Below are 20,741 nucleotides of genomic sequence, written 5' to 3'. Positions count from 1 at the left end.
TGATGGATATCTGGAACCAGTTGCTGCAGGGCTTCATGACGGCGGGCACGCCGGTCAACCTGCTGTGGGCGCTGCTCGGCTGCACCATCGGCACGGCGGTGGGCGTGTTGCCCGGCATCGGGCCGGCGACCGCGGTGGCGATGCTGCTGCCGATCACGCTGAAGGTCGAGGCGACGGCATCGATGATCTTCTTCGCCGGCATCTACTACGGCGCGATGTACGGCGGCTCGACGACCTCGATCCTGCTGAACACGCCGGGCGAGGCCGGCTCCATGGTCACCGCCATGGAAGGCAACAAGATGGCCAAGAACGGCCGCGCCGGTGCGGCGCTGGCCACCGCGGCGATCGGCTCGTTCGTCGCCGGCACCATCGCCACCGTGCTGGTCACGCTGTTCGCTCCGGTGGTCGCCGAATTCGCGGTCAAGCTCGGGCCGCCCGAGTACTTCATGCTGATGGTGCTGGCCTTCTGCACCGTCAGCGCGGTGCTCGGCGGCAGCACGCTGCGCGGCCTGACGGCGCTGTTCGTCGGGCTGGCGATGGGGCTGGTCGGCATCGACCAGCTCACCGGCCAGGCCCGCTACACCGGCGGCGTGCCGGAGCTGATGGACGGGCTCGAGGTGGTGCTGATCGCCGTCGGCCTGTTCGCGGTCGCCGAGGCGCTGTACGCGGTGCTGTACCAGGGCCGCGAGGTCGAGACCCAGAACCGCATGAGCCGAGTCCACATGACCGCCGCGGAGTGGCGGCGCTCGATACCGGCGTGGCTGCGCGCGACCTTCATCGGCTTCCCGTTCGGCACGATTCCGGCGGGCGGCAGCGAGATCCCGACCTTCCTCAGCTATGCGACCGAGAAGAAGCTGTCGAAGCACAAGGAGGAGTTCGGCACCACCGGTGCGATCGAAGGCGTCGCCGGTCCGGAGGCAGCCAACAACGCGGCGATCACCGCGACGCTGATCCCGCTGCTGACGCTCGGCATCCCGACCTCGAACACGACGGCGATCCTGCTCGGCGCATTCCAGAACTACGGCATCCAGCCGGGGCCGCAGCTGTTCGACAAGAACGCGGCGCTGGTGTGGGCGCTGATCGCCTCGCTGTACATCGGCAACGTGATGCTGCTGGTGCTGAACCTGCCGCTGGTCGGCCTGTGGGTCAAGCTGCTGAAGATCCCGAAGGCGCCGCTGTACGCCGGCATCCTGATCTTCGCGACGGTCGGCGTCTACGGCATGCGGCAGTCGGCGTTCGACCTGGTGCTGCTGTACGCGATCGGCCTGCTCGGCGTGGTGATGCGGCGCTTCGGCTTCCCGGCCGCCCCGGTCGTCGTCGGCATGATCCTGGGGCCGCTGGCCGAGGCGCAGATGCGCAATGCGCTGTCGATCGGCGAGGGCAAGTGGACCGTGTTCATCGAGCGGCCGATGTCGGCAACGCTGCTGGTGGTCGTGATCGCGGTGCTGGTGCTGCCGCGTGCGGTCGGCTGGTTCAGCCGGCGCCAGGGGCGCTTGAACGCCGCGCGGACCTAACGCGGCGCGCCGGCGGCCACGGCACGCCTGGCCTGCTCGTCGAGCAGCGCCGGATCCGGCACCTGCGTGGGCCAGCCCTGCAGGTGCTGCAAGCTCAGCTCGGTCAGCGCGCGCATCCAGGGGTCGCGGTCGTTGAGGCAAGGCACCAGGCGGAACTCCTTGCCGCCGGCACCTAGGAACGCCGCCTTGCCCTCGATGCCGATCTCTTCCAGCGTCTCGAGGTTGTCGGCCGCGAAGCCGGGGCAGATCGCATCGACCGTGCGCACGCCTTCGGCCGCCAGCCGCTTCAGCGTCGGCTCGGTGTAGGGCTGCAGCCACCTGGCGCGGCCGAGGCGGCTCTGGAAGCTGACGATGTAGTCCTGGGCTTGCAGCTGCAGCCGTTCGGCCAGCAGCCGCGCGGTCACCTGGCATTCGCAGTGGTAGGGGTCGCCAAGTGCCAGCGTGCGCGCCGGCAGGCCGTGGAAGCTCATCACCAGCTTGTCCGCGCGGCCCTCGCGACGCCAGTGCTCGCGCACGCTGTCGGCCAGGGCATCGATGTAGCCGGGGTCGTCGTGGTAGTGGTTGACGAAGCGCAGCTCCGGCAGGCGGCGGATGCGCCGCGCCCAGGCGGCGACTGCGTCGAACGCGCTGGCCGTCGTCGCCGCGGCGTACTGCGGGTACAGCGGCAGCACCAGGATGCGCGTCGCGCCTTCGGCCTTGAGCGCGTCGAGCGCGGATCCGATCGACGGCGCGCCATAGCGCATCGCGTGGCGCACGAGCAGCTGGTGGCCACGCTGGCCGAGGTTGCCTTGCAGCCGCTTGGCCTGGCGCGCGGACCAGGTCAGCAGCGGCGAGCCGTCGGGCGTCCAGATTGCCGCGTACTTGGCGGCCGACTGCGCCGGCCGCACGCGCAGCAGCAACCCGTGCAGCAGCAGCCACCACAGTGGGCGCGGAATCTCGACGACGCGCGGATCGGACAGGAACTCGGCCAGGTAGCGGCGCAGCGCGGCTGCCGTCGGCGCGGCCGGCGAGCCCAGGTTGATCAGCAGCACGGCGGTGCGCTCCGCGCGGTCATGCAGATGCGGCGGCTCGGGCGCGAAGCTCATCGAGTCGGCGGCAGACGGTCGAGCTCGGCCAACAGGCGCCGGCGGTCGATCGGCTTGACCCAGTAGCCGCAGAAGCCGGCACTCAGGTGGCGCTGCTGGTCCTCGGGCTGCTCGTCGGCAGAGCAGACGAAGGCCGGCACGTTCGCGAGCCCGGCCAGCTGCCGCAGCTGCGCAAGCAGCGCGAGGCCGCTGGTGTCCGGCAGGTGCGCGTCGAGCACCAGCACGTCCGGGGGCCAGTCGCGCACGATGGCCAACGCCTCGGCGCCGTCTTCGGCCACCTGCACTTCGTAGTCGCCACGCTCGCGCAGCGCTTCGGTGAACAGCAGCGCGGCGACGCGGTCGTCCTCGGCGTAGAGCACGCGCCGCGGCGGGGCGGGGGCGGGGCTCACATCAGGAGGGGTGCGGCACGGTGTCGAGGAAGGACAGCACCTCGAAGCGCACGGTGGGCGCCATCGGGTCGGAGGGTGATCCGCCGAGGCCGATCACGCCGCTGCCGTGCAGCGTGCAGCTGCCGCGGCGCAGGCTGACGACTTCCTCGGCATTGGCGAAACGCACGTAGGTGCCGTTGTAGCTCAAGTCGGTGATCTGGAACACGCCGCTGTGCCAGTCGAGCCGTGCATGCGAGCGCGACACGCGCGAGTCGTCGACGCGGAAATGCGCCTGCGGGCTGCGGCCGAGCACGACCGGCATGTGCTCGCCGTCGTAGACCTCGTTGATGTCCAGCCACATCAGGCGCACCGCCTCGGGCTCGATCGACGGTGCGACCAGGCCGAATTGCGTCGCCGCGGTGTCGGTGATGCCGCGGCGGCCGCCGAGCACATGCACCTGCACCGGCTCGGCGCGACCGCGCAGGTGCATCCAGTCGAGGCTGCGAAAGCGCTTCTGCGCCGCCAGCGGCAGCCCGCGCATTACCTCGGCGGTGATCAGCGTCTCGTTGTCGCCGGCATGGTCGAGCAGGCGGGCGGCGACGTTGACCGCATCGCCGTAGCAGTCGCCCGCCATCTCGACGATCTCGCCGCGCGCCAGCGCCACCTGCAGGCGCAAGCCGCGCAAGCCGGCCGATGCGCCGCGCTCGCGGCCGCGCGTGACCAGCTGGTCGAGGTCTTCATGCATCTGCTGCGCCGCGAGCAGGCCCTGGGACGAGTCGTCGAAGACCGCCATCAGGCCATCGCCCAGCGTCTTGATCACCTGGCCACCGCAGGCCGGCACGGCGCGCGCCACCGTCGTCACCGTGTGCGTGACGACCGAGGTCGCCTCGGCATTGCCGAGGACCTCGTACAGCGAGGTGCTGCCGCGCAGGTCGGCGAACAGCACGGTGCGCTCGGAAATGCGCGTCATGGCGGGCGAGTTTAAACGCTCGAACCGGCGCCGGCAGCGGCGCCGGCGCCTCGCATCCCCTGTCGGAAGGCCGTTTTCGGCCAGCCGAAGGTCACGTCTGCGGCCAACCTTACAGGTTGTCCAGGTACGTGCGCAGCTTGTCCGAGCGGCTCGGATGCTTGAGCTTGCGGATCGCCTTGGCCTCGATCTGGCGGATGCGCTCGCGCGTGACGTCGAACTGCTTGCCGACTTCTTCCAGCGTGTGGTCGGTCGACATCTCGATGCCGAAGCGCATGCGCAGCACCTTGGCTTCGCGCGGCGTCAGCGAATCGAGGATGTCCTTGACGACATCGCGCAGGCCGGCCTGCATCGCCGCTTCGATCGGCGCGGTGTTGTTGGTGTCCTCGATGAAGTCGCCCAGATGCGAATCGTCGTCGTCGCCGATCGGCGTTTCCATGGAGATCGGCTCCTTGGCGATCTTCATGATCTTGCGGATCTTGTCCTCGGGGATCTCCATCTTCTCGGCCAGCGTCGGCGCATCCGGCTCGAAGCCGAATTCCTGCAGGTGCTGGCGCGAGATGCGGTTCATCTTGTTGATCGTCTCGATCATGTGCACCGGGATGCGGATCGTGCGCGCCTGGTCGGCGATCGAGCGGGTGATGGCCTGGCGGATCCACCACGTGGCGTAGGTCGAGAACTTGTAGCCGCGGCGGTATTCGAACTTGTCCACCGCCTTCATCAGGCCGATGTTGCCTTCCTGGATCAGGTCGAGGAACTGCAGGCCGCGGTTGGTGTACTTCTTGGCGATCGAGATCACCAGGCGCAGGTTGGCCTCGATCATCTCCTTCTTCGCATCGCGGCTGGCCTTCTCGCCCGCATTCATCTTGCGGTTGATCTCCTTCAGATCATCGAGCGGCACCACCGCATGCTGCTGCAGGTCGATCAGCTTCTGCTGCAGCTCCTGGATCGCCGGCAGGTTGCGGCCCATGATCGCGCTGTAGTTCTTCGCCGCGTGAACTTCCTTCTCGGCCCACTTCAGGTTCAGGATGTTGGGCGGGAAGGTCTTGATGAAGTGGTCCTGCGGCATGCCGCAGCGGTCGACCACGATCTTGCGGATCTCGCGCTCGAAGCGGCGCACGTCGTCGACCTGCGAGCGCAGCACGTCGCACAGCTTCTCGATCGTCTTGACCGTGAAGCGGATCGTCATCAGATCCTCGGTCAGCATGTGCTGGGCCTTGTTGTAGCCCGCCGAGTTGTAGCCTTCCTTCTCGAAGGCCTTGCGCATCTTGTCGAAGTGGATGCGCACGGTCCCGAAGCGCTCCAGCGCCTGCGCCTTCAGCTCCTCGAGCTTCTTGGTCAGTGCCTTGCTGCCGCCCTGGCCGTCGTCGTCGTCCTCTTCGTCGAATTCGTCGAAGTCTTCTTCGGCGACGTAGTCGTCGGCTTCATCGTCGGAGACGAAACCGTCGACGACCTCGGAGATCTGCATCTCGCCGGCGCCGATGCGCTCGGACATCGCGAGGATCTCGGCGATGGTCTTCGGCGACGCGGAGATCGCCTGCATCATCGATTGCAGGCCGCCCTCGATGCGCTTGGCGATCTCGATCTCGCCCTCGCGCGTCAGCAGCTCGACCGAGCCCATCTCGCGCATGTACATGCGCACCGGATCGGTGGTGCGGCCGAACTCGGAGTCGACCGTCGACAGCGCGGCCTCGGCGGCTTCCTCGGCTTCTTCCTCGGTGGCGGTGGTGGTGTTGCCGCCGGCGATCAGCAGCGTCGCCGCGTCGGGCGCCTGCTCGTAGACCGCGATGCCCATGTCGTTGAGCATCGAGACGATCGCCTCGAGGATCTCGTTCTCGACCAGCTTCTCGGGCAGGTGATCGTTGATCTCCTGGTGCGTCAGGAAACCACGCGTCTTGCCCATCTTGATGAGCGTCTTCAGCTCGAGGCGGCGCTTGGCGACTTCCTCTTCCGTGAGCGTCGTCTCGTCGAGACCGAACTCGCGCATCAGCGCGCGCTCCTTGGCGCGCGACACCTTCATGCGCAGCGGCTTGGCCTTCTCGGCGGTTTCGGTGGTGCCTTCCTCGACGACCTCGACTTCCGGCTCGGCCTCGAATTCGGCCTCGATGTCGGCCAGATCTTCTTCCTCGGCCTTCTTCGGTGCTTCCTTGCCCTTCGCAACGGCCGCCTTGCCGCCCTTCGCGGCGGGAGTCTTCGCGGCCGGCTTGGCGGCAGCGGTCTTGGCCTCGGCCTTGGCCGGCGTCTTGGTCTCGGCCTTCGCCGGCTTGGCCGGAGTCGCCGCGGCAGTCTTGGCCTTGTGGTCGTCGGCAGCCGGCTTGTGCTTGGCGGCCACGTCGGCGGGCGCGGGTGTCTTGGCGACGACGTCGTCGGTCTTCTTGGCGTTCATGCGGTTCCTTGCGCGGTCTTCGGAAAGTTGCTTTTCCGACCAGAGAATCCTGCGGCGCGCGGACAGCACGCGACGCGGCGCGGCAACAGCCATTGAATGGCTGTGACGACGCCCCCGGGAGCCCCCAGGCATGGTGGATTCGGATCGGCCGGGCAAGTTCGCGTGGACGTCTTTACTGTGCAGCCCTTGCGGGTAAGGGTGGCCTTATCGCTATGCGTACCCGTGTCGCGGGTGGCCGGGGCCCGGAGGTGCTGCCGTCACTCTTGCCGATGCAACCAAACCAGCATTATCGGCGTGTTTGCCGCTTACGTCAAAAACGCACCTGCGGACGACCTCAACGCGCCGCGCTGGCGGCTGCCGCGTTCTTCAGCTCGGCGCGCAGCGCGATCAACGCGTTGCGGCGCGCAGTGGCCGCTTCGGAGAGCTCGCCGGACTCGATCAACCATTGCAGCTCGTCGTCGATCGCCCGCTGGCGCAGGCGCAGCAGCACGGCATTGACCTGCGAGGCCGGATCCTCGTCGTCCATCTCGTGGAAGCCGCGCACGCGGACCAGCAGCGGCCGCAGCACCTCGGCCTCGGGGTCGCGCTCGAGCTCTTCGAGCAGCGCGGCCATCGTCATCGGGCCGTGGTCGTGGCAGACCCGTTCCAGGGCCGCGAAGAAGCCACCGTAGGGCGCGGGCTGGCTGGCCAGCAGATCGTGGTCGTCGGCCGGCAACTCCTGCCACAGCGCGGCGTGGCGGGCCAGCAGCCAGGCGCTGCGATCGAGCAGCGTCGCGGTCTGTGGCGGTGCGCGCATGCCGCCCATCGCCCGGGGCCGGAAGGCCGGGGCCGGCTGGCGCTCGGCCGCCGCCTCGCGGCGCTTGCCGCGCGACCAGTGCGCCGCCAGCGTCGCCGGCTCGACGCCGCCGCGCTGCGCCAGCTCGGTGAGCAGCTGTTCGCGCAGCAGCCCGTCGGGCAACTGCTCGATCAGCGGCCGGGCCTGGCCCAGCATCTTCGAGCGTCCCTCGGCGGTGGCCAGGTCGCAATCGACCGCCGCCTGCGCGAGCAGCTGGCTCGACAGCGGCACCGCGGCGGCCACCGCCGCGTCGAAGGCCGCGGGCCCCTGCTCGCGCACGAAGCTGTCGGGGTCGTGTTCCGGCGGCAGGAACAGGAAACGCACCGAGCGCAGATCGCTCGCATGCGGCAGCGCCGCCTCCAGCGCGCGCGCCGCGGCGCGCCGGCCGGCTGAGTCGCCGTCGAAGCTGAAGACCACCGACTCGGTGAAGCGGAACAGCTTCGCGACGTGCTCGGCGGTGCAGGCGGTGCCGAGCGTCGCGACCGCATTGCCGAAACCCGACTGCGCGAGCGCGACGACGTCCATGTAGCCCTCGACGACCAGCGCATACCCGCGTTCGCGCAGTGCCTGCCGCGCCTCGAACAGGCCGTACAGCTCCTGGCCCTTGTGGAACACCGGCGTTTCGGGCGAATTGAGGTACTTCGGCTCGCCCTGGTCGAGCACGCGGCCGCCGAAGCCGATGACCTCGCCGCGCACCGAGCGGATCGGGAACATGATGCGGTCGCGAAAGCGGTCGTAGCGCTTCTGCTCGGCTTCGCTCAAGCCTTCGTCCAGGCCCTGCACGATCACCAGACCGCACTCGGCCAGCTGCGGATCGTCATAACGCGGAAAGACGCTGGCCAGCGTGCGCCAGCCGTCGCTCGCGTAGCCGAGGCCGAAGCGCGCGGCGATCGCGCCGGTCAGCCCGCGCCGCTTCAGGTAGTCGATCGCGCGCGGGTTGGCCTTCAAGGCCTGCCGATAGTGCTCGCCGGCGCGTTCGAGCAGGTCGCTCAAGGTGGCCCGCTGCTCGCGTTCCTGCGCCGCGCGGGCGCGGTCCTCGGGGCTCGCCGAGTCTTCCGGCACGACCAGGCCGACCTGCTGCGCGAGCTCGCGCACCGCGTCGATGAAGCCCAGGCCGCCTTGTTCGGTCAGGAAGCGGATCGCGTCGCCGTGGGCGCCGCAGCCGAAGCAGTGGTAGGTCTGGCGCGACGGGCTGACGATGAAGCTCGGCGTCTTTTCGCCGTGGAACGGGCACAGCCCCTTGTGGTTGATGCCGGCTTTCTTCAGCTCGACATGGCGGCCGACCACCTCGACGATGTCGACGCGGGAGACCAGGTCCTGGATGAATCCTTGGGGCAGCACGGGAGAGAGTCTATCGAGGCGGCTGGCGCCGGGCGCCGGCGTTCAGAGGCTGTCGCCGCCCAGGACGCTGCCGGGTGCACGCCTGGCGCCCGGCTGCGGCGGCGGCACCGCCGGCGCAGCCGCCAGCGCGAACAGGCCGCGCCACTCGCGCACCCAGCCGGCGACCTCGGCCGCCGGCATCGGCGCGGCGATGCCGGCGCCCTGGCCGACCTCGCAGCCCATGTCCAGCAGCAGGCGCGCCTGCGCCGGCGTCTCGACACCCTCGGCGACGGCAGTGCAGTCGAAGGTGCGGGCGAGGCTGATCACGCCCTCGACGATCGCCCGGTCCTGCGCGTCGGTCAGCATGTTGGCGACGAAGGAGCGGTCGATCTTCAGCACCTGCAGCGGCAGGCGCTTCAGGTAGGTCAGCGTCGAATAGCCGGTGCCGAAGTCGTCGAGCGCCCAGCGCACGCCGAGCCTGGCGCAGCGCTCGAGCAGCGACGACGTGAAGCCGATGTCGGTCAGCGCGGCGGTCTCCAGCACTTCGAGCTCGAGCCGCGGGCCCAGCGGCCGTTCGTGGCGCGCCAGCAGCTCGGCCAGCCGCTGTGCGAAGTCAGGCTCCTGCAGGTGACGCGCCGAGATGTTGACGCTGACCGACAGGTCCAGCCCCTCGGCTGACCAGGCGTCGAGCTGGTCCAGCGCGCGCGCCAGCACGTGGTCGCCGATGCGTGCCGAGAGCCCCGTGTGCTCGATCAGCGGCAGGAACTGCGCCGGCGGCACCAGGCCGTGCTCCGGGTGATTCCAGCGCAGCAGCGCCTCGACGCCGAGCACGACGCCGCGCTTCAGGTCGACCTTCGGCTGGTAGTACAGCGTCAGCTCGTCGTGATCGAGCGCCTCCTGCACGCGGCCGATCGCCACCACGCGCTCCTCGGCCAGCCGGCTGTGCTCGGGGTCGAAGAACAGGTAGCCGTTGCGGCCCGACTGCTTGGCGCCGTACATCGCGTGGTCGGCGTGGCGCAGCAGCGTGTCGGCGTCGCTGCCGTCGAGCGGGTAGAGCGTCGCGCCGACGCTGGCGGTGATGACGATCGGGTCGCCGCCGCTCGTCAGCACGAAAGGCTGCGCGACGACGCGCAGCACGCGCTCGACCGCCGAGCGCGCTTCGTCGACCGTGCCGGCGCGCAGCAGCAGCGCGAATTCGTCGCCGCCCAGGCGCGCGATGACATCGGACCAGGCCGTGCCGCGGGCGCGCAACGCGGTGCGCAGCCGCGCCGCCAGCTCGGCCAGCAGGCGGTCGCCGGCCTGGTGGCCGAAGCGCTCGTTGATCGCCTTGAAATGGTCGAGATCGAGGTAGCAGACCGCCATCAGGAATCCTTCGCGGTCGGTCGAGGCCATCGCCTCGACCAGCAGCTGGCTCAGGCGGGCGCGGTTCGGCAGCCGGGTCAGCTCGTCGAAATTGGCCTGGCGCTCCATGCGCTCGTGCTGCAGGCGCTGCTCGGTGACGTCGCTGACGACGAGCACGTGGTAGCGCAGCGCGCCATCGGGGCCGTGCACCGCGGACACCGTGACGTGCAGTGCGCACGGGTCGCCGCTGCGCCGGCGCTCGACGATCTCGCCGACCCAGTTGCCGCTCGAGCGCAGCGCCGCCCAGAGGCTGGCCTGCTGCTGGCGCGTGAAGGCATCGGGCGCGACCGGGCGCAGCAGGCTCGGCACGCTGCCCAGCAGTTCTTCGCGCGGCACGCCGGTGATGCGCGAATAGGTCGGGTTGGCGTCGAGGACGCGGAACTCGGCGTCGGTGATCAGCAGGCCTTCGTGCAGGTGCATGAAGAGGTTCGACGACAGGCGCTGGCGATCCTCGGCGCTGCGCCGCGCGCCGATGTCGGCCAGCGAGGCCAGCACGCGCACCGGCTCGCCGGTGTCGTCGCGCTCGACGACCGTCACGTGCACGTCGAACCAGCACCAGGCGTCGCGCACGCGCAGCCGCGCCTCGTGGCGCAGGCCGGCGCCTTGCGGGCTGCCGTCGACAGCGGCCAGCACGCTGCGCAGCGCGGCGCGTTCGTCCGGATGCACGCGGGCGAGCCAGCGCTCGATCGTCGCGGTCTGCATGCCGCTCGGGTCGTCCATCAGCGCGCGCCAGCGCCGCGACGTGAAGCCGTCGCCCGTCTGCAGGTTCCAGTCGGCGACGCCGAGGTCCGAGCCTTCGAGCGCCAGCTGCGAACGCTCTTCCAGCCGGGCCAGCTCGCCGATCGAGACATGCGGCAGCAGCACCACGGCCACCAGCGCCGCGCTGTAGGCCCACAGCAGGACGGCCGGACTGCCGCCCGGCAGCGCGGCGAACGGACCCGCGCCGGCGGCAGTGGCCAGCAGCAGGCCGCTGCACAGCACCAGCACACCCGCCGATGCGACGGCCAGCCCGCTGCGCAAGGCCAGCGCGCACAGCAGCACCGGCGGCAGCATCAGCCAGGCGAACGTGGCGGGGGTGCCGCCGGGCGCGAGCAGCACGGCCGCGATCGTCGCGGCGAGGCTGCCGGCCAGCAGCAGCGGCGTGATCAGGCGATTGCCGCCGTCGAAAGCACGCGACCAGCTGCGCGTGCTGAAGGCCAGCAGCGGCAGACCGGCGACCAGCAGGCCGAGCGTTTCGGCGATCCAGCGCTGCAGCCAGGCGATCGGCAGCTCGAGTGCGCCGATGCGGCCGGCGACGGCGAGCCAGACGGCGCCGTTCGCCGCGCTCAGCAGGCTGGCGCCGAAGACGCCGGCGCCCAGCAGCAGGCCGAGATCGCGGTACTGCTCGAGGCGGCCGCTGAAGTTCGCGCGCGCCAGCCAGCGCGCCGCGAGCCACGGGCCGGCGGTGCTGCCGACGGTGATCGCCAGTGCGAGCCAGGGGCTGGCCTCGGCGCTCCAGGCGACGACCCAGACGGCGAGCGCCACGGCGGGCAGCTGCGCGCTGCCCCAGCGCAGCAGCACCGCCAGCGCCACGCCCGACAGCGGCCACAGCAGCGGCCCGGCCGACGGGAACGCCCGGCCCAGCATGCCGGCGGCGATGAGCAGCGACAGCGCCGCGGCGAAACGCCCGAGCCAGCGCAGCAGCAGCGCGGCAGCGGGCGACAGGGCGAGGGACTCGAGCGGCGACAAGACGGTGGACCAGCTGACGGGCATTTGCGATGCTAGGCGCATCGCCGCTGACATCCCGGCGGCCGACCCATGACCGAGTGGCCCCTGAATCGGGGCTGGGTCAAGCGATGCGCCACGTGCCGGGAGGCCCGCTTCAGATCGCGAAGTCTTCGAGCGTGCGGCCGGTCGCCAGCGCCGACTTCAGCCACTTCGGCTGCAGCCCGCGGCCGGACCAGGTTTCGCCGGTCGCGGCATTGCGGAATTTCGGCGCCACCTTGCCGCCGCCGGCCTTGGCCGGCTTCGGCGCCGCGACCTTGCCGGCCAGGTCGGCGGCCGTCAAACCGTATTCGGCCATCAAGGCCTTGATCTTCGCGATGGCCGCGGCGCGTTCCTCGCGCTGCGCCTCGGCGATCTTGCGTTCGATTTCGGCGCGCTGGGCCAGCAGGTCCTGCAAGGAGGGCATCGGGTCGGTCTCCGGAAAATCAGCGCGGCAGTATAGGCCGCGCCGGACCGCGCCGATTCCTGGTTTTCACGCGCCGCGCCGAATATCAGGGATTCGGCGGCACATACCCGGCCGGCTGGTCGGCACCTTCGCCGAAAAAGAATCGCTCCATCTGGCGCGCCAGATATTGCCGCGCGCGCTGGTCGGCCAGATTCAGGCGGTTTTCATTGACCAGCATCGTCTGGTGCTTCATCCACAGCTGCCAGGCTTCCTTGCTGACGTTGTCGTAGATGCGCTTGCCCAGCTCGCCGGGGTACATCGGAAAGTCGAGGCCTTCGGCTTCCTTCTTCAGATAGACGCATTGAATGGTGCGGGCCATGGGGAATCTCCGGGAAACGAGTATGGGAATCGCGTCGGACGGGGCCGTTCAGCCCAGTTTCTTGACCAGCACCTGCGAGCGCCGGTCCCAGTTGTATTTGCGTTTGCGCGCCTCGGGCAACCAGTCGGGGTCGACCTGGGCAAAACCGCGCTTGATGAACCAGTGCATCGTGCGCGTCGTCAGCACGAAGATACTGTCCAGCCCGAGCGAGCGGGCGCGTTGCTCGATGCGTTTGAGCAGCCGCTCGCCGTCGCCCTGGCTCTGCACCTGCGGCGAAACGGTCAGTGCGGCCATTTCTGCGGTACGCGCCTCGGGATAAGGGTAGAGCGCGGCGCAGCCGAATATCACGCCGTCGTGCTCGATCACCGTGTAATTGGCGATGTCGCGTTCGATCTCGGTGCGTTCGCGGCGCACCAGCGTGCCGTCGCGCTCGAACGGTTCGATCAGCTGCAGGATGCCGCCGACATCGTCGGCGGTGGCCTCGTGCACGCTCTCGAGCTTCTCGTCGACGACCATCGTGCCGATGCCGTCGTGCGTGAAGACCTCCTGCAGGATCGCGCCGTCGACGGCCAGCGGCAGGATGTGCGAGCGCTCGACCCCGCCTTCGCAGGCCTTGACGCAGTACTGCAGGTAGAACGCCAGGTCGGTCGGCTGGTTCGGCGGCGGCAGTGCCGCGAGGAGGCGCTTGGCGTCGGCCAGCGCCAGCTCGGTGTCGATCGCGCTGTCGGGATCCTTCGGATCTTCCTGGATGCCGGCGATCTCGGTCAGGAACAGCAGCTTGTCGGCCTGCAGCGCGACGGCGGTGGCGGTGGCCACTTCTTCCATCGTCAGGTTGAAGGCTTCGCCGGTGGGCGAGAAGCCGAAGGGGCTCAGCAGCACCGTTGCGCCGATGTCGATCGCACGCCGCATCGCCGCCGAGTCGACGCGGCGCACGACGCCCGAATGCATGTAGTCGACGCCGTCGACGATGCCGATCGGGCGCGCGGTCAGGAAGTTGCCCGACACCACGCGCACCGTCGCATTGGCCATCGGCGTGTTCGGCAGGCCCTGGGAAAAGGCGGCTTCGATCTCGAATCGCAGCTGGCCGGCGGCTTCCTGCGCGCAATCGAGCGTCACGGCATCGGTGATGCGCGTGCCGCGGTGGTAGCGCGAGGTCTGGCCCTTGGCCGCCAGTTGTTCATTGACCTGCGGGCGGAAGCCGTGCACCAGCACCAGCTTGATGCCCATCGCATGCAGGATCGCCAGGTCCTGCACGAAGGCATTCAGCTTGCCGGCGGCGATCAGCTCGCCGGTCACGCCGACCACGAAGGTATTGCCGCGGTACTTGTGGATGTACGGCGCAACGGCGCGAAACCAGGGAACGAAGGTGTGCGGGAAGACCAGGCTCATCGTGGGCCGGATTGTGCCGTGCAGCGAAGGCGCCGGCGCCCGAGCGGGCTCGGCCCCCGGGGTGCGCCTAGGGTGCGTGCAGCACGACGAGCAGCGCCTGCGCCACCGTGCGGCCGGCATTGCGGATCGCGTGCGGCCGGTCGACCGGATAACGCGCGGTCTCGCCGCTCTTCAGCCGCGTGCTGGCGTCTCCGGCCTCGAGGTCGATCTGGCCGCTGAGCACGCTCAGGTGCTCGCGCGAGCCGGGCTCGTGCGGCGCGGACTCGAGCGCGGCACCGGGCTGCAGGGTCAGCTCGTACCACTCGAAGCGCCCGGCGAGCTCGATCGGGCCCAGGATGCGCAGCCGGCAGCGGGCGTCGGGTGCGCCCAGCGTGGGCGTGTCCTGCGCGGCGACGGTGGTGATCACCGGCGCCTCGGCGCGCGGCGCATCGGCCAGCAGGTCGGCCAGCGGCACGCCGAGCGCATTGGCCAGGCGCCAGACCACGGCGACCGTCGGGTTCGCCTGCGCCCGCTCGATCTGCGACAACATCGACTTCGATACGCCGGCGCGGCGCGACAGCTCGTCGAGCGACAGCTGCTGCTGCTCGCGCAGCGCGGCGAGCGCCTGGCCGACGCGTGGCGGCTCGGGCGGGGCGGGGCGGGGCGAGGGGATGCTCATCGGGTCTTGTCGCCTGAAGTGTTGTTCAGTATAGTGCACGAATCGTTCGTTAAGTCGAACACGTTCGATAGAAAGCATCATGGCCGACACCGCTGAATTCCTCGACCACGTGCGCTCCGAGCTGCAGGGCCTGCGCGATGCGGGCCTCTTCAAGGGCGAACGCATCATCACGACGCCGCAAGGCGCGCAGGTGCACACGGCCGACGGCCGCGACGTGATCAACCTGTGCGCCAACAACTACCTCGGCCTGTCGGCGCACCCGCAGGTGATCGAGGCGGCGCATCAGGCACTGCGCACGCACGGCTACGGCTTGAGCTCGGTGCGCTTCATCTGCGGCACGCAAGACATCCACAAGACGCTCGAGCAGCGCATCGCGCGCTTTGTCGGCACCGAGGACGCGATCCTCTACGCCGCGGCCTTCGATGCCAACGGCGGCCTGTTCGAGCCGCTGCTCGGCGAGCAGGATGCGGTGATCAGCGACGAGCTGAACCACGCGTCGATCATCGACGGCATTCGCCTGTGCAAGGCGCAGCGCTACCGCTACAAGCACAACGACATGGCCGACCTGGAGCGCCAGCTGCAGCAGGCTCGTGCAAGCGGCGCCCGCTTCGTGATGGTCTTCACCGACGGCGTGTTCTCGATGGACGGCACCATCGCCCAGCTCGATGCGATGCGCACGCTGTGCGATCAGCACGGCGCGCTGCTGGCGATCGACGAATGCCACGCGTCCGGCTTCATGGGCGCGACCGGCCGCGGCACGCACGAGCACCGCGGGCTGCTGGTGAACGGCCGCTCGAAGGTCGACATCATCACCGGCACCTTCGGCAAGGCGCTCGGCGGCGCCAGCGGCGGCTTCACCGCCGGGCCGAAGGAGGTGGTCGAGCTGCTGCGCCAGCGCTCGCGGCCGTATCTCTTCTCGAACACGCTGGCGCCGACGATCGCCGGCGCATCGATCGCCGTGCTCGACCTGCTCGAAGGCTCGACTGCGCTGCGCGACAAGCTGCACGCCAATACGCGCTACTTCCGCGAGGCGATCAGCGCCGCGGGCTTCGACATCAAGCCGGGCGAGCATCCGATCGTGCCGATCATGGTCTACGACGCGGTCAAGGCGCAGCAGCTCGCGGCGCGGCTGCTGGAGCTCGGCGTCTATGTCGTCGGTTTCTTCTTCCCGGTGGTGCCCAAGGGCCAGGCGCGCATTCGCGTGCAGTTGAGCGCGGCGCATGAGCGCGCGCAGCTGGAGAAGGCCGTTGCGGCGTTCCGCCAGGCCGGTCTTGAACTGGGGCTCGTGCAATGACCACGCCGCCACGCATCCTGATCATCGGTGCCAATGGCCAGATCGGCACCGAGCTCGGCGAGACGCTGATCGCGCGCCACGGCGCCGATGCGGTGATCACCAGCGACCTGGCGCCCGAGGGCCGCATCCCGCAGGCGCGCCACGAGGCGCTCGACGTCACCGACGCGGCGGCGCTGGCGACGGTGGTCAAGCGCCATGGCATCACGCAGGTCTACCTGCTCGCCGCGGCGCTGTCGGCCAACGGCGAGAAGCATCCGCAGTGGGCCTGGAACCTGAACATGAACGGCCTGCTGAACGTGCTGGAGCTGGCTCGCCAGGTCAAGCTCGAGCGCGTGTTCTGGCCGAGCTCGATCGCCGCGTTCGGCCCGCACACGCCGCGCACCGCGCCGCAGGAAACGGTGATGGACCCGAGCACCGTCTACGGCATCAGCAAGCTCGCCGGCGAGCGCTGGTGCGCCTGGTACCACCAGAACCACGGCGTCGACGTGCGCAGCCTGCGCTACCCCGGGCTGATCAGCTGGAAGACGCCGCCCGGCGGCGGCACGACCGACTATGCGGTGGACATCTTCCACCACGCGCTGAAGAGCGGCCGCTACACCGCCTTCCTCGGCCCCGAGACGCGGCTGCCGATGATGTACATGCCCGATGCGATCCGCGCGACGATCGAGCTGATGGAGGCGCCAGCCGAATCGATCCGCGAGCGCGGCTCGTACAACCTGGCCGCGTTCAGCTTCACGCCGCGCGAGATCGCCGCGGCGATCGCGAAGCGCATCCCCGGCTTCACGCTCGACTGCGCGCCCGACTTCCGCCAGGCGATTGCCGACAGCTGGCCGCAGGCCATCGTCGACGATGCGGCGCGCCGCGACTGGGGCTGGCAGCCGCGCTACGACCTGCAGGCGATGGTCGACGAGATGCTCGAGGCGCTGCGGCCGCAGCTGCTGGCCGCGTCGAACGCGAGTTAGGTGACGGTCACGCCAACGCGGTGCGCAGGGCGCTCAACACGCCGTCGGGCTGCTCCTGCATCAGGCAATGCCCGCTGGGCAGCGTGTGGATGCGCGCCTTCAGCGCCGCCGCGATCTCGCGCGTGACCTTCGGGCTCGTCATCTGGTCGGCGCTGCCGAGGATGAAGTGCACGGGGCAAGTCACCTTCGCGGCGGCCTGCAGGCCGTTGGCATAACGGTCGCAGACCGTGAAGTCGTGGTGGAACAGGTTCAGCCCGGGCTGTCCGGCGTGCACGCGGCGCATCAGCGCGCGGTTGGCGCCGTGCTGCCACACGCCCGGCGCGGGGTAGCCCGGCTTGCTCGCATGGGTCGAGATCGAGAAGGCATTGACCATGTCGATCGCCTTCAGCGGGGCGTCGCGCGCGGTTGTCAGCAGCGCCTCCGACACCTTCATCGGGTAGGCGGTGCCGACCATCACCAGCCGCGTGATGCGCTCGGGTGCGCGCGCCGCCGCTTCGAGCGCGATCAGCGAGCCCATGCTGTGGCCGACCAGCGCCGCCTGCGCTGAACCGACGGCGTCGAGCAGCGCCAGCGTCCAGTCGGCGATCGCCTCGACGTCGGGCAGCGGCGGGCCCTCGCTGCGGCCATGGCCGGGCTCGTCGACCGCCAGCACCGCGTGGCCGTGGTGAGCAAACCAGCGCGCGAGCAGGGTCCAGATGCTGTGGTCGTGCAGCGCGCCGTGCAGTAAGACGATCGCCGGCAGCGCCGGATCAAATGGCTTGCCGCCGGTGTAGGCATAGGCGCGCCGGCCCTGGACGCTCACTTCCATGGTCAGGCTCCCGCTTTCTCGGCCACGCGCAAGGCCCGCTTCAGGTCCTCGATCAGGTCGTCGGCATCTTCGAGGCCGATCGACAGCCGGATCGTGCCCGGACCGATCCCGGCACGCGCCAGCGCCGCGTCGTCCATGCGAAAGTGGGTTGTCGTCGCCGGGTGGATCACCAGCGAGCGGCAGTCGCCGACGTTGGCCAGGTGCGAGAAGATCTTCAGCGCCTCGATGAAGGCCTTGCCCTGGTTGCGCGAGCCCTTCAGGTCGAAGCTGAACACGGCGCCGCAGCCGCGCGGCAGCAGCTGCTTCGCCAGCGCATGGTCGGGATGATCCGGCAGCTCGGGATATCCGACGCGCTCGACCATCGTCTGGCCGGCGAGGAACTCGACGATGCGCCTTGTATTCGCGATGTGCCGCGCCATGCGCAGCGGCAGCGTCTCGATGCCTTGCAGGATCAGCCACGCGGTGTGCGGACTCATGCAGGCGCCGAAGTCACGCAGGCCTTCGCGGCGCGCGCGCAGCAGGAAGGCGCCGACGGTGCTCTCCTCGGCAAAGACCATGCCGTGGAAGCCGTCGTAGGGGGCACTGAGCTCGGGGAAACGGCCCGAGGCCGCCCAGTCGAAGGCGCCTGAGTCCACCAGCAGCCCGCCGACCACCGTGCCGTGCCCCGACAGGAACTTGGTCGCCGAATGGAAGATGAGGTCGGCGCCGTGGTCGAAGGGCTTCAGCAACCACGGTGGCGTGAAGGTCGAGTCGACCAGCAGCGGCAGTTTGGCGTCGTGGGCGATGGCGGCGACGGTCGGGATGTCCAGCACGTCGAGCCCCGGATTGCCGAGCGTCTCGCCGAAGACCAGCCGCGTCTCGGGCCGGATCGCCGCGCGCCAGCCTTCGATGTCGTTGGGCTTGACGAAGGTCGTCGTGATGCCGAAACGGCGCAGCGTGTAGTCCAGCAGGTTGTGCGAGCCGCCATAGAGCGCTGCGCTGGCGACGATGTGGCTGCCGGCGCCGGCCAGCGTGGCAATGGCCAGGTGCAGCGCCGCCTGGCCGCTGGCCGTGGCGATCGCGCCGACGCCGCCTTCGAGCGCCGCGATGCGCTCTTCCAGCACCGCATTGGTGGGATTGCTGATGCGGCTGTAGACATGGCCCGAGCGCTCCATGTTGAACAGCGACGCCGCATGCTCACTGCTCTCGAAGACGAAGGAGGTCGTCAGGTGGATCGGTACGGCGCGAGCGCCGGTCGCCGGGTCGGGCGCGGCACCGGCATGCAGCGCGAGGGTGTCGAAGCCGGGATCGGAGGGGCCGGGCATGGGCTGGAACGGTGGGGTGTCGTGGCCGGGCATTGTGTGCTATGTTTTTTCGACCCCCGGCGACGCGGCCGGGCCTTTCACGGCGAACGAGGAGACTTCCAGATGAAGGTCAGCGACATCCTTCGGGTCAAGGGCAGCACGCTGTACACGGCGCCGCCCGAGCAGCCGTTGGCCCAAGCCGTGCAGACGATGGCCGAGTTCGACATCGGCTCGCTGGTGGTGATGAACCATGGCGAGCTGGTGGGCATGCTGACCTTCCGCGAGGTCATCGCCTCGCTGGTCAAGAGCGGCGGCGCGGTCGGCACGTCCACCGTGCGCACGGTGATGGACGACGCGCCGCTGACCTGCACTCCGGAGACCGAGATCGACGAGGTGCGCCGCATGATGCTCGGCCGCCACGCGCGCTACATGCCGGTGCTCAACGGTCGCACGCTGATGGGCGTGATCTCGTTCTACGACGTTGCCAAGGCAGTCGTCGACAGCCAGGATTTCGAGAACCGGATGCTGAAGGCCTACATCCGCGACTGGCCGGTGGAAGAAGAAGGCGCGGCCGAACCCAAGCTGTAAGCCCGCGGCAGGGCTGCGACAATCCGGGGCCCGGCGTTGCAGCGCCGGGCCTTGTCATTTCCGCAGATTGAGAAGCATGTCCGGCAGCACCTTCGGCGAACTGTTCCGCATCACCAATTTCGGCGAGAGCCACGGTCCGGCGATCGGCTGCGTGATCGACGGCTGCCCACCCGGGATGCCACTGTCCGAAGCCGACATCCAGCCCGACCTCGACCGCCGCCGCCCCGGCACCAGCCGCCACGTGACGCAGCGCAATGAGCCCGATGCCGTCGAGATCCTCTCCGGCGTCTACGAGGGCCACACCACCGGCACGCCGATCTGCCTCGTGATCCGCAACACCGATCAGCGCAGCAAGGACTACGGCAACATCCTCGACACCTTCCGCCCCGGCCATGCCGACTACACCTACTGGCGCAAGTACGGCCTGCGCGATCCGCGCGGCGGCGGCCGCTCGTCGGCGCGGCTGACGGCGCCGATGGTCGCCGCCGGCGCGGTGGCCAAGAAGTGGCTGCACGCGCAGCACGGCACGCGCTTCATCGCCTGGATGAGCCAGCTCGGCGAGATCAACATCCCGTTCGAGGACGAGTCGCAGATTCCGCTGAACCCGTTTTTCGCGCCGAATGCCGCGGTGATCCCCGCGCTCGAGGAGCACATGGACGCGTTGCGCAAGGCGGGTGACTCCTGCGGCGCGCGCATCGAGGTGCGCGCCCGCGGCGTGCCGGTGGGGCTGGGCGAGCCGCTGTTCGACAAGCTCGACGCCGAGATCGCCTACGCGATGATGGGCATCAACGCGGTCAAGGGCGTCGAGATCGGCGCCGGCTTCGGCGCCGTCAGCCAGCGCGGCAGCGAGCACGGCGACGAGCTGACGCCCGCGGGTTTCCGCGGCAACAACTCAGGCGGCGTGCTCGGCGGCATCTCGACCGGCCAGGACCTGGTGGTGTCGATCGCCATCAAGCCGACCAGCTCGATCCGCCTGCCGCGCGCGTCGATCGACCGCGCGGGTCAGCCGACCGTCGTCGAGACCTTCGGTCGCCACGACCCCTGCGTGGGCATTCGCGCGGCACCGATCGCCGAAGCCATGCTGGCCTTGGTGTTGATGGACCACGCGCTGCGCCACCGCGCCCAGTGCGGTGATGTGAGCCTGCCGCTGCCGCCGATCGCCGCCTCGGCCAGCTGATCCGGGAACCCTGCAGTCCGTCCGCCCGGCTGGCGTTTCATCCGCCGGTGGGATGCGGCCATCCGCCGCGCATGCGCTTCGTCGCCAGGAAGCCGCGCTTCGTCGCACACTGCCTCGCGGCACGGAACTCTGCGACCTAGACTGCCGCCGCTTACACAAACGTTGCAAAGCAGCGGAA

General features: G+C 69.6%; 17 protein-coding genes. 5 read left to right on the top strand and 12 right to left on the bottom strand.

Features of this window, described 5'->3' with window-relative positions; genetic code table 11:
- Positions 1-2: 2 nt before the first annotated feature.
- Positions 3-1,514, top strand: coding sequence for a tripartite tricarboxylate transporter permease (locus tag HLB44_RS16275; protein WP_173124390.1), 1,512 nt, complete (start codon positions 3-5; stop codon positions 1,512-1,514).
- Here the strand turns inward: HLB44_RS16275 and hemH are convergent.
- From hemH to HLB44_RS16225, 10 genes are all read right to left on the bottom strand, one after another.
- On the bottom strand, positions 1,511-2,599 hold the full coding sequence (hemH, locus tag HLB44_RS16270) for a ferrochelatase (RefSeq protein WP_173124388.1): 1,089 nt from the start codon (positions 2,597-2,599) through the stop codon (positions 1,511-1,513). The genes HLB44_RS16275 and hemH overlap by 4 nt on opposite strands.
- Entirely contained in the window at positions 2,596-2,988 is a 393-nt protein-coding gene (locus tag HLB44_RS16265) for a response regulator (protein WP_173124386.1), read from the bottom strand. Before HLB44_RS16265 ends, hemH begins: the two co-directional genes overlap by 4 nt.
- Position 2,989: 1 nt before the next feature.
- Positions 2,990-3,937, bottom strand: coding sequence for an adenylate/guanylate cyclase domain-containing protein (locus HLB44_RS16260; protein ID WP_173124384.1), 948 nt, complete (start codon positions 3,935-3,937; stop codon positions 2,990-2,992).
- Between the two features lie 109 nt (positions 3,938-4,046).
- On the bottom strand, positions 4,047-6,320 hold the full coding sequence (gene rpoD / locus HLB44_RS16255; RefSeq protein WP_173124382.1) for an RNA polymerase sigma factor RpoD: 2,274 nt from the start codon (positions 6,318-6,320) through the stop codon (positions 4,047-4,049).
- 334 nt (positions 6,321-6,654) lie between these two features.
- Positions 6,655-8,496 (bottom strand): DNA primase, encoded by a 1,842-nt coding sequence (gene dnaG / locus HLB44_RS16250; RefSeq protein WP_173124380.1) that lies wholly within the window; start codon positions 8,494-8,496, stop codon positions 6,655-6,657.
- Positions 8,497-8,538: 42 nt separating this feature from the next.
- On the bottom strand, positions 8,539-11,628 hold the full coding sequence (locus HLB44_RS16245; protein ID WP_173124378.1) for a bifunctional diguanylate cyclase/phosphodiesterase: 3,090 nt from the start codon (positions 11,626-11,628) through the stop codon (positions 8,539-8,541).
- A gap of 109 nt (positions 11,629-11,737) precedes the next feature.
- Positions 11,738-12,046 carry an H-NS histone family protein gene (locus tag HLB44_RS16240; RefSeq protein WP_173124376.1) on the bottom strand — a complete coding sequence of 103 codons (309 nt, stop codon included), beginning with the start codon at positions 12,044-12,046 and terminating at the stop codon, positions 11,738-11,740.
- 85 nt (positions 12,047-12,131) lie between these two features.
- Entirely contained in the window at positions 12,132-12,404 is a 273-nt protein-coding gene (locus HLB44_RS16235) for an oxidative damage protection protein (protein ID WP_173124374.1), read from the bottom strand.
- Positions 12,405-12,452: 48 nt separating this feature from the next.
- Positions 12,453-13,793: an amino-acid N-acetyltransferase gene (argA, locus tag HLB44_RS16230; protein ID WP_173124372.1), complete on the bottom strand. Its 1,341-nt coding sequence runs from the start codon at positions 13,791-13,793 to the stop codon at positions 12,453-12,455.
- A 67-nt stretch (positions 13,794-13,860) separates the two neighbouring features.
- Positions 13,861-14,451 carry a helix-turn-helix domain-containing protein gene (locus tag HLB44_RS16225; RefSeq protein WP_173124370.1) on the bottom strand — a complete coding sequence of 197 codons (591 nt, stop codon included), beginning with the start codon at positions 14,449-14,451 and terminating at the stop codon, positions 13,861-13,863.
- Between the two features lie 79 nt (positions 14,452-14,530).
- Here HLB44_RS16225 and kbl point away from each other — a divergent pair, with 79 nt between their 5' ends.
- Positions 14,531-15,745, top strand: coding sequence for a glycine C-acetyltransferase (kbl, locus tag HLB44_RS16220; RefSeq protein WP_173124368.1), 1,215 nt, complete (start codon positions 14,531-14,533; stop codon positions 15,743-15,745).
- Positions 15,742-16,707: an NAD-dependent epimerase/dehydratase family protein gene (locus HLB44_RS16215; RefSeq protein WP_173124366.1), complete on the top strand. Its 966-nt coding sequence runs from the start codon at positions 15,742-15,744 to the stop codon at positions 16,705-16,707. Before kbl ends, HLB44_RS16215 begins: the two co-directional genes overlap by 4 nt.
- A 7-nt stretch (positions 16,708-16,714) precedes the next feature.
- On the opposite strand, the gene HLB44_RS16210 is transcribed toward HLB44_RS16215, so the two are convergent.
- Complete coding sequence (locus HLB44_RS16210; protein ID WP_173124364.1) at positions 16,715-17,515, bottom strand: alpha/beta fold hydrolase; 801 nt, start codon at positions 17,513-17,515, stop codon at positions 16,715-16,717.
- Positions 17,516-17,517: 2 nt separating this feature from the next.
- Positions 17,518-18,819, bottom strand: a complete 1,302-nt coding sequence (locus HLB44_RS16205; protein ID WP_173124362.1) for an O-acetylhomoserine aminocarboxypropyltransferase — start codon at positions 18,817-18,819, stop codon at positions 17,518-17,520.
- Between the two features lie 102 nt (positions 18,820-18,921).
- On the opposite strand from HLB44_RS16205, the gene HLB44_RS16200 reads away from it, so the two are divergent.
- Positions 18,922-19,386, top strand: a complete 465-nt coding sequence (locus tag HLB44_RS16200) for a CBS domain-containing protein (protein ID WP_173124360.1) — start codon at positions 18,922-18,924, stop codon at positions 19,384-19,386.
- A gap of 76 nt (positions 19,387-19,462) precedes the next feature.
- Positions 19,463-20,563, top strand: coding sequence for a chorismate synthase (gene aroC / locus HLB44_RS16195; protein ID WP_173124358.1), 1,101 nt, complete (start codon positions 19,463-19,465; stop codon positions 20,561-20,563).
- The last annotated feature ends 178 nt before the right edge of the window (positions 20,564-20,741 follow it).

Source organism: Pseudaquabacterium terrae, assembly GCF_013266755.1.
In the GTDB taxonomy this organism is placed as follows: domain Bacteria; phylum Pseudomonadota; class Gammaproteobacteria; order Burkholderiales; family Burkholderiaceae_C; genus Pseudaquabacterium; species Pseudaquabacterium terrae.
Note: the sequence above shows the minus strand (reverse complement) of the source record. Positions and strands in the feature narration are given on the sequence as shown.